The 8,668-nt window shown below is 57.1% G+C and carries 10 protein-coding genes and 1 pseudogene; 3 read left to right on the top strand and 8 right to left on the bottom strand.

The window, feature by feature from the left end; genetic code table 11:
* Nucleotides 1-533 (top strand): annotated as a pseudogene (gene fliI, locus V7Q10_RS04435) (flagellum-specific ATP synthase FliI); the annotation flags it as partial.
* 2 nt (nt 534-535) lie between these two features.
* Here the strand turns inward: fliI and V7Q10_RS04430 are convergent.
* The 6 genes from V7Q10_RS04430 to V7Q10_RS04405 all read right to left on the bottom strand — a co-directional run bounded on the left by V7Q10_RS04430 (nt 536) and on the right by V7Q10_RS04405 (nt 4,240).
* A complete protein-coding gene (locus tag V7Q10_RS04430) occupies nt 536-1,189 on the bottom strand; it encodes a DUF1217 domain-containing protein (protein WP_333867841.1) in 654 nt (217 codons plus the stop codon).
* 161 nt (nt 1,190-1,350) lie between these two features.
* Nucleotides 1,351-1,755 (bottom strand): flagellar biosynthesis repressor FlbT, encoded by a 405-nt coding sequence (gene flbT / locus V7Q10_RS04425; protein ID WP_333867840.1) that lies wholly within the window; start codon nt 1,753-1,755, stop codon nt 1,351-1,353.
* Complete coding sequence (gene flaF, locus V7Q10_RS04420) at nt 1,752-2,132, bottom strand: flagellar biosynthesis regulator FlaF (RefSeq protein ID WP_333867839.1); 381 nt, start codon at nt 2,130-2,132, stop codon at nt 1,752-1,754. Before flaF ends, flbT begins: the two co-directional genes overlap by 4 nt.
* A 71-nt stretch (nt 2,133-2,203) precedes the next feature.
* Nucleotides 2,204-3,430 carry a flagellin gene (locus V7Q10_RS04415; protein WP_333867838.1) on the bottom strand — a complete coding sequence of 409 codons (1,227 nt, stop codon included), beginning with the start codon at nt 3,428-3,430 and terminating at the stop codon, nt 2,204-2,206.
* 206 nt (nt 3,431-3,636) lie between these two features.
* Complete coding sequence (locus tag V7Q10_RS04410; protein WP_333867837.1) at nt 3,637-3,966, bottom strand: hypothetical protein; 330 nt, start codon at nt 3,964-3,966, stop codon at nt 3,637-3,639.
* A complete protein-coding gene (locus tag V7Q10_RS04405; RefSeq protein ID WP_333867844.1) occupies nt 3,956-4,240 on the bottom strand; it encodes a rod-binding protein in 285 nt (94 codons plus the stop codon). Before V7Q10_RS04405 ends, V7Q10_RS04410 begins: the two co-directional genes overlap by 11 nt.
* A gap of 108 nt (nt 4,241-4,348) precedes the next feature.
* Between V7Q10_RS04405 and V7Q10_RS04400 the strand changes: the two genes are divergently transcribed.
* Both V7Q10_RS04400 and V7Q10_RS04395 read left to right on the top strand, forming a co-directional pair.
* Nucleotides 4,349-5,677, top strand: a complete 1,329-nt coding sequence (locus V7Q10_RS04400; RefSeq protein WP_333867836.1) for a flagellar hook-length control protein FliK — start codon at nt 4,349-4,351, stop codon at nt 5,675-5,677.
* An 11-nt stretch (nt 5,678-5,688) separates the two neighbouring features.
* The gene (locus V7Q10_RS04395) at nt 5,689-6,357 is read left to right on the top strand and encodes a flagellar hook capping FlgD N-terminal domain-containing protein (RefSeq protein WP_333867835.1); all 669 of its coding nucleotides are present in this window, start codon (nt 5,689-5,691) and stop codon (nt 6,355-6,357) included.
* Here V7Q10_RS04395 and ubiB read toward each other — a convergent pair whose 3' ends face one another.
* Entirely contained in the window at nt 6,358-7,887 is a 1,530-nt protein-coding gene (gene ubiB / locus V7Q10_RS04390; protein WP_333867834.1) for a 2-polyprenylphenol 6-hydroxylase, read from the bottom strand. It lies immediately after the preceding gene.
* Nucleotides 7,884-8,630, bottom strand: a complete 747-nt coding sequence (gene ubiE / locus V7Q10_RS04385; RefSeq protein WP_333867833.1) for a bifunctional demethylmenaquinone methyltransferase/2-methoxy-6-polyprenyl-1,4-benzoquinol methylase UbiE — start codon at nt 8,628-8,630, stop codon at nt 7,884-7,886. The genes ubiB and ubiE overlap by 4 nt, the downstream gene beginning before the upstream one ends.
* Between the last annotated feature and the right edge of the window lie 38 nt (nt 8,631-8,668).

Genomic DNA, 8,668 nt, shown 5'->3' with positions numbered 1-8,668 from the left:
AGGCACATCGCGAAGTCGCCCTTGCCTCGGGTGAAACCGCGGCGCTGGGCGGCTATCCGCCCTCGGTGCAGCAAGCGATCATGTCACTGGCCGAACGTGCAGGGCCAGGACCAGAGGGGGAGGGCGATATTACCGCGGTGTTTTCGGTGCTGGTCGCTGGCTCGGATATGGAGGAAACCATCGCAGATATCTTGCGTGGGGTGCTGGACGGTCATGTTGTGCTGGATCGCAAGATCGCAGAACGCGGCCGCTATCCTGCAATTGATTTGTTGCGCTCTGTCTCTCGTAGCCTGCCCGAGGCAGCAACTGCGGTGGAAAATGACCTGATCGCTGAGGCGCGGCAGATCCTGGGCGCATGGGATCGGGCCGAGATGATGATCCAAGCGGGGCTTTATGCCAAAGGTTCTGACCCAATGGTTGATCGCGCAATTAAGATCTGGCCCGCTTTGGACGCCTTTTTGGCAAAATCCGCACCCGAAACCGGCGTGGAGGGCAGCTTTGCGCAGCTGTCAGCCCTGTTATTGCAACGCTAACATCATCTGTTGCGCACCCAACCGTTGCTGACAATCTGCTGCATCAGCTGCAAGGCAGAGTTATTGCCGGTTGAGGCAGACAGATTGGCAACCTCTGCCCGTAGCAAATAGCGTTTGGTCAATTTATCCAGCGCCGCAGGATCGCTGAATTGACTGATGCTGCTACTGCCCAATTGAGTCGCCGCTTTTTCTTGAAAGGCATTAAGTTGCTGATCAAGATCCAGTGTTCCAATGCTTTTGGGCAGGCCAAGGGCAGTTTCGAAAACCGTACGAAGGGCGGTATTGCCCAAAATCGTCAACCATTTGGTGGTCTCACTGCTCGACTTTGCGGCCAAAGCTGGCAATTCCCGCTGCAAGTTAAGGCTAAGCCGCAGATCACTATCCTGATTGCCAACGGCCACTTCGAATCCGCGGGCCTTATAGGCTTCAATGATCTTATCTGGGAAAGTAGAAATCTTGGTGCTTGGAACCGAGAAATCCCCAAAACCAAAGGCTGCTGAAAGTTTTAGATACTGCTTGTCTGACAATTTGTTCGCCAGCGCGCTGCTGCTCAACGTGCCATCTTGCAACACTTTCTTGATGAAGAACTTATTGTTGATGTCATCGGAAAGCCCATAGGCGCCCAAGGCGACCTTCAGCAAACGCCGATCGGCCACCAGCTCGTCTGCGGTCGAGACTTTGCCAATATTGGCGCGAAAATAAGCCTCGTCATTCTTGATCTCGGTGGTCGCCGCAAAGGCGGCCTGCTGTGTTGGCAGCGTACGCTTCAAAAAGGCCCAGCCAGCATAGCCAGACAGCGGGATGGCTGGGGTAAAGCTCATGCAAGTTTCGCGGCAAACAACCGCTCCTCTCGGGGTAATAAGGTGCGAAGTGTTTTAAGTACCTGATAATGCTGATCTTCAAGCACATAGTCGGTGGCCTGTGAGAGCAGGTTGCGACTGTCATGATCGGTCAAAACCTGACTCAGCTGCTCGATACCGCGCAGCAGTTGCAGCTTTGCATCCCCCGCCTGCGCATCACCCGAAAGAACCAATTGCGCGATATAGCAAACCCGACGCACCGGCGTATTCACCTCTTCGGGATGGATCGCATCGCGCAGCCGCAAAATATTTGCGTTCGGCGTCATAATCGCCAGCCGAGATCGCTTATCCCCATTTTCAATGACAGCACCATTGATCAGCACCCTTTCATGCGGGCCAAGTTTCAACACCAAACCTGTCATTGGGTGCCACCTTCACCACGCAAGCCGCGCATGACCGCTGTGTTAATTTCAATAAGCACCTCGACCGAGGCTTTGTTATCGCGAACTGCACGACTGTGCAGGGCGGTAAACTCGTAAAGATAGAAAAGCTGTGCGCGCAGTTTAGCCGGCAAACCATTTTCTGACGAAGCAACATCGCTGGCCAAAGTTGACCAGATGCGCTGATTTTCATCCAAGGCCGCCGCTAGCAGATGAAAACGCTCTGTCCGCGTGGCCCAAGCTGCGGCAAGCCTTTGGGTGACGCGTGCCAAGAGATCATATTCGATTGAACGAGGGGTTTTTTGCGGAGCTTCGGGCCGTGCGTAGACGGACCGTGCCGCGGTGAAATGAGCGGTCACAGGGGTTCCTTCCTGGAATTCTGAAGAGGGTAAAGGTGGCCGAAGGGGTTAATCCCCTTCGGCCGTGACCGTTAACGGAACAGCGACAAGATGTTCTGTGGCTGCTGGTTCGCCATCGAAAGCGATTGGGTCGCAAGCTGTTGCTGCACTTGCAGCGCTTGCAGCCGCGCAGAGGTCTCTTCCATGTCAGCGTCAACCATGGCGCCGATGCCCGACTTCAGAGCATCAGACAGTTTGCCGACAAAAGACGCCTGCGTGTCGATCCGGCTTTGCGCCGAACCAAAGTTTGCAGCGGCTGTGATCGACGTCGAAAGCAAGCTTTCGATATTACCAAGGGCGGTCTGCGCGCCGCCCAAGGTCGAGACGTCAATCGCATTCAGCGCGCCCAGGCCACCAGCGCTTGCGTTGGTGAACTGGCCAGTGATGGTCAGGTCGTTCGAGGCGCTTGCGGTACCGGCGCCCGTTGTAAACGCAAGGCTCCCAGGAGCTTGAGGATCATAGCTGACCGTCAAACCGGTTACACCCAGGGCATCAATCGCATTTTTCATGCCGATTGCGACCAGATCCGCCGTGACGTTGGTGCCCGAAAGATCAGCGTCGGTAACGGTGTAGCTTGCCGTTTGCTTGCCGATCGTCATGCTGATCTTATCGCCAGCCGCCCAAGCGGTTGCGCCATCTTGGATCAAGATTTCGTCAGTGCCGCTGGCCGCATCCAAGGTCATGACAAAAGTATCACCATCGCCCGAAACAAGGCTGGCCGTGCCGGCCGCGAAAACATCATTCGCAGCATAAGCACCGGTCGACAGATTCTGCCCCGCCACGGTGATATTCGACGCCGCAACACCGGTTGCACTGCGATCCAACGACGACAGAATGTCGATGTTGCTGGCGTTGTTCACAAGGTTCAGGCCGTTGAACTGTGCTGCCCCCACAACCGAATCGATTTGGTTTTTAAGAGCAGCAACGTCGGTTTGGATTTTACCACGGTCGACGTTCGATTCTTGTGCCGCAACGATCTTGCCTTTGATTTGGGTCAGCAGATCAGTGACGGTTTCCGAGGCTTGGCGTGCGACAGAAATCGTCGAAGAACCCAAGTTAAGGCTATCTGAGATGGCTTTGAAACCCTGAACATCAGATTCCATAGACTTCGAAATGGCCCAGACCGCGGCATTGTCTTTCGCAGTTGCAACAGATTTCCCTGTCGAAATCTGCGACTGTGTGGCGTTCATGCTTTTGTTGATGGTTTTCATGGTTTGCAGCGCAACCATGGCACTGTTGTTGGTCAAAATAGACGACATCGTTTACTTCCTTCGTATTCCGCTGACGCTTTGCGCCAAGCTTTGACACCGCCACGATGGACGGCAGATAAGGCTTTCTATCCGCTGCGATCAGACCGTCTCTGAAGGCGCCACCCCGTCGTGGGATGCAGAGGCAAATTGGGGGTGAAAATCCTAACGAAGTCTTAATTCTGCCAAGCGAGATGCGCAGGATTTGAGGCAAACCTTCAGAGCCTGCGCGACAACTCGCCGCCACCAGCAGGCTGCGGCCGTTTGCCATTTTCATCGTAAGTTACTAATCCCATTGCATTTTCACGAACCTCTTCCAAACGCTGGATCGCGGCACGCACCCCCTTGCCGGCCGCCAGAGCTGCCGCTGCATTGCGCTCAGACTTTGCCTGCAAACGCGTCAAAGTTTTCCGATCTTCCTCTTGGCCAAGGCCCAAAATGGCAGCCTCCAGATCAGGGGCCAGCTGTTGCAACTGCTCAAAGTTCGCCGACAAAAGTGCGGCATGCATTGCGTCCATCAATCCTTCAATATTAGCATCAATCTGCATTATTTTGTCCTTTCGACATTGCGTGAAAAAGCTGCTCTGCCAACCCAATTCCCCCATGCGCAACCATCTGTTTGGCCTGCGCATCCCGTAAAAACGAAGCAAACTGCTCCTCGCCGATGCCGCCACTAAAGCTGCCCTCGCTGGCCCCAAGCCCGGCGTGGCCCAGCATTTCAGACAGAAAACTCGCCTCTAACTCTTTGGCTTTTTGCATCAAAGGGCTGTCAGGCTTGGGCACGGGCGGTTTGAAATTGGCGCCAATCAGCGGGGTCTGCATCTGGGTCTCCTTTTGAGTCGGATTTTCTTGAATATCTTTGATGCCGGTAAACAGGTGGTAACCAATCGCGCAAATACTGCAGACATTCGCGGCAGAAGTCGGTGTCACATGATTCAACAAACCTCTCTCCTCTTTGCTGGCCCCGCGCTGGCAGCACCGCTCGCAGGGGCGGCTCAACCGGATGGCAAGGATGCCGATACGGATTTCCGCGGCTGGATGGATTTGGCGGATGTAACCACCGATCCGCCGGTGGATGACGCGCTGTTGCTAATGGCGCAGATCGCGGGTCTGGTTGTACCCCCTCCCTCGGCTCAGCCCATGCAAGCCCTGCCAGAGGCGACAGAAGATGTCGCAATCGCCCTACCAGAGGTCGAACAAGCCTTGGCAAGGGTCGAGCAGGCATCGCAACCTCCCTTTGCAGGGGTATTGCCAGAGGCAGGAAACAGCCTTGCCGAAGTCGCCCTCACCGCCGCCGTGCAAAAGACAAAGGCCGAGTCCGCCGCGCAAACCTTATCGGTCGAGCCAAGCAACCAACTGCAAACGATTGTTTTAGAACCAAAATCTTCTTCCGCAGCACCAGAGGCGGAGGCAGCCCTTCAGCAAGATCAGGCAAAACCGCTGCCCGTGGCAGCAGATATTGATGCCCCACCCCCACTGGCAGAGGCGCTTGCAGCCTCGGATCCCCGCGCGAAGGCCAAAGCAAAGACGGAGTCTCAGCCAACGGCCACCGGTGTTGCAACCGCACAGGCTGTTTCAACTGAGGTGGTCGCGCTGGCAGCCTCCCAAGGCCTTGTCGTGCAAATTCCGCAAAGCGCAAGCGCCAGATCATCGGCGCCAACCCCACATTGGTCGCGCTTAGAGGCCGCACCAGCGGTTACAGCGTCAAAATCTGACACCCCAGCAGGTTTTTTGCCGCAAGCAGCGGTGCCAGACCCGCAGATTGCAGCCGAGCAGCCTCAAAACCCAGAGATTGGGCCGCTGTCGCAAAATCAATTCAGCACATCGCAGCCCGAAACCACCAGCCGCTTGCCCGTAGCCCCCCCCGCTGCACCGTTGCACAGCCAGCTTTTGACCCATGCGCCAAGCGCATTACAAAAACAGGTTGAGGTTTTGCTTTCCCCCGAAGAACTGGGACATGTGCGCTTTCAGATTCGGCATTCTGGCGATTCCGTCTCAATTTTTCTAAGCGCTGAACGCCCCGAAACCATGGATATGCTGCGCCGCAATGGCGACGACTTGCTGCGCGAATTTCGCCAAGCAGGATTTTCAGGCGCATCGCTGGATTTCGGCCAATGGGGCCAACAGCCCCAACCGCAACAACACCCTCCTGCGGCCTTTTCGCAGCCTGACGATTTCAGCGTGGCGCCACAAATTGCACGTCCAGCCCCGCCAGCACCGTCGTTAGGCCAAGCGCAAGGCCTTAACCTCCGGCTTTGAAAGGAAAATACATGGTCACGACTGCTGTTTCCCCTGTGTCTACATCCCCAGCGTCAACCAGCGTTTCGGCGCAAGACGCGGCCAAGATTTCTACCGATTACACCACCTTTCTCAAGATGATGACGACGCAACTGCAAAACCAAGACCCAATGAATCCCACCGATTCTTCGGCCTTTGCGGTGCAGCTGGCAACCTTTTCGGGCGTCGAACAACAGGTCAAGACCAACGAATTGCTTGCCAGTCTTGGCAGCCAGTTCGGGGTTTTGGGCATGGCGCAGCTTGCAGGTTGGGTCGGGCAAGAGGCGCGCTCGGCGGCACCCGTCTATATGAACGCCAAGCCGGTAACGATCAGCTATGCCGCAGATCCGCTCGCCGATCGAGCGGTTCTGGTTGCAACCGATGCCAATGGCAATACCGTTGGACGCGAAGATGTTCCATTAAAGGATACTTCTTATCAATGGCTTGGCGCAGGTATCGCGGGCAATCCTTTGCCAACAGGCACCTATAGGCTTCACCTTGAAAGCTACCGCGAGGGGCAGATCATCAAGGCTGACGGTCAGGTAGAATCCTACGCGCCAATTCTGGAAGCTCGCGGCGGCAGTGGCGGCAAGACCACCTTGATTCTGCAAGGCGGGGTCGAGGTTGCCTCTACGGATGTGACAGCGTTAAGGGTGCCGTGATTACAGCAGCTTGCCCAACCAAATCCCCAGCGCGAAGACCAGCACTACCGCCGCGACACCGCGCGCGCCAAACAAGCGCGGCTGGGTATCAACGGTCAAAGGTGGGGCCGCCTGCGCGATCAACAGCGATTCCATCATTCGTGGCAGTCGCGGGCCAAAACGGCCCAAGACGCGCGCCGTCTGCGCCAAATCACGGATCAGGGCCAAGGGTCCAACATTGCGGCTGACATAGGATTCGACAACCGGCTTGGCGACTTGCCAGATGTTGATATGCGGATCCAAGCCGCGCGCCACGCCTTCGACGACAACCATCGTGCGCTGCAACAAAATCAGCTCGGTGCGGGTTTCCATGCCGAATCTCTCTGTGACTTCAAACAGATAGGACAGCAGCCGCGCCATCGAGACCTGCGTTGCATCCAGCCCGAAAATCGGTTCACCCACCGCCCGCAAGGCGCGGGCAAATTCGTCAATGTCACGATCGGGGGGCACATAGCCCGCCTCGAAATGCACCTCGGCGACACGGCGGTAATCCTTGCCGATAAAGCCCATCAGAATCTCGGCATAGACCCGGCGGGTGTATTCGTCGATTCGCCCCATGATGCCGAAATCATAGGCAATCAAATCGCCATTTGCCGCGACCTTCAGGTTGCCTTGGTGCATATCGCCGTGAAAAAACCCATCGCGCAGCGCATGGCTGAGGAACAGTTGCAACACCCGCGCGGCCAAGGCCTGACGATCGACCCCCGCCGCATCCAAGGCGGCGTTATCGGCAAGGTTGATCCCCTCGGCCCAATCCAGCGTCATCACAGATCGCCCAGACAGCGTCCAAATCACCCGCGGCACCTGAAAGCCCGCGTCGGATTTGGTATTATCGGCAAATTCCGACGCCGCAGAGCTTTCAAGCCGCAGATCCAACTCGCCTTTCACCACGCCGTCGAAATGCGTGATCACATCCATTGGCCGCAGGCGGCGCGAGGCGGGCGACAGAAATTCAATCGCGCGGGCGGCGAAATAAAACGCGTCGACATCCTTGCGAAAGGCCCGCTCGATGCCCGGACGCAGCACCTTCACCGCAACATCGCGGCCATTTTCAGCCAAAGTCGCGCGATGCACCTGCGCAATCGACGCGGCGGCAACCGGTTCGGAAAAGCTGGAAAACGCCGCATCCACCGGCAGGCGCAATTCTTCGGCCACCATGGCTTTTGCCACAGCCGTCGAAAATGGCGGCAGCTGGTCTTGCAGGTATTTCAGCTGCTGCGCCAATTCCGCGCCAACGATATCTGGGCGTGTCGAAAGCACTTGGCCAAATTTGATATAGGCCGGGCCAAGGGCGGTCAGCGCGCGCGTCACCGGCGGCAAAGCAGGGTCACCGCGCAGGCCCAACCACTTAAAAGGCCAGCCCAAAAGCCGTGCGGCAAAGCGCAGGCGCGGCGGCACTTCCATCGCCTCTAGCGCAAGCGCCATCGCACCCGTGCGCTCGAATGTGGCGCCGGTGCGGATCAGCCGCCAAATATTATGGGGGCCCCTCACAGTTTCCAGCCCGAATGCAGCGCGGCGATCCCCATTGTCAGATTGCGATATTTCACCAGATCAAAGCCCGCCATGCGGATCATGCTGGCAAAGGTCTCTTGGTCTGGAAACTTGCGGATCGATTCGACCAGATACTGATAGGACTCGCGGTCCCCCGCCACGACCTGCCCCATCGCCGGAATGACGTTAAAGCTGTATTTGTCATAGACCCATTGCGCCAAGTCGTTGGGAATGCGCGAAAACTCCAGCACCATCAGCCGTCCGCCGGGGCGCAGCACGCGGTAGGCTTCGCGCAGCGCGTCTTGCACCCGTGTCACATTCCGGATGCCAAAGGAAATGGTGTAGACGTCAAAGCTGTTGTCGGCAAAGGGCAGCGCCATCGCATCGCCAACCACCCAGTCCAACCGCTCGGCCATCTGGCCCGCTTCGGCACGTTGGCGGCCCGAGATCAGCATCGATTCCGTCATATCCAGCACGACCGCTTGCGACTCGGCCGCGCGGGTCAAAAAGCGAAAGGCCACATCGCCGGTGCCCCCCGCCACATCCAGAAGACGCTGACCGGCGCGGGGTGCCAGCCAATCCATCATCGCGTCTTTCCAAAGCCTATGCATGCCGCCCGACATCAGATCGTTCATAATGTCGTATTTGCTGGCCACATTGGTAAAGACCCCATGCACCATGCCGGCCTTATCGGCCTCTGGCACGGTCTGAAATCCGAAATGGGTGGTATTTTCTTCGGTCATCGGGCTTGTCGTCCTGTCTTTGCGCCCCTCTATATAGT

It is taken from the genome of Cypionkella sp., assembly GCF_036782355.1.
Taxonomy (GTDB): Bacteria; Pseudomonadota; Alphaproteobacteria; order Rhodobacterales; family Rhodobacteraceae; genus Cypionkella.
Note: the sequence above shows the minus strand (reverse complement) of the source record. Positions and strands in the feature narration are given on the sequence as shown.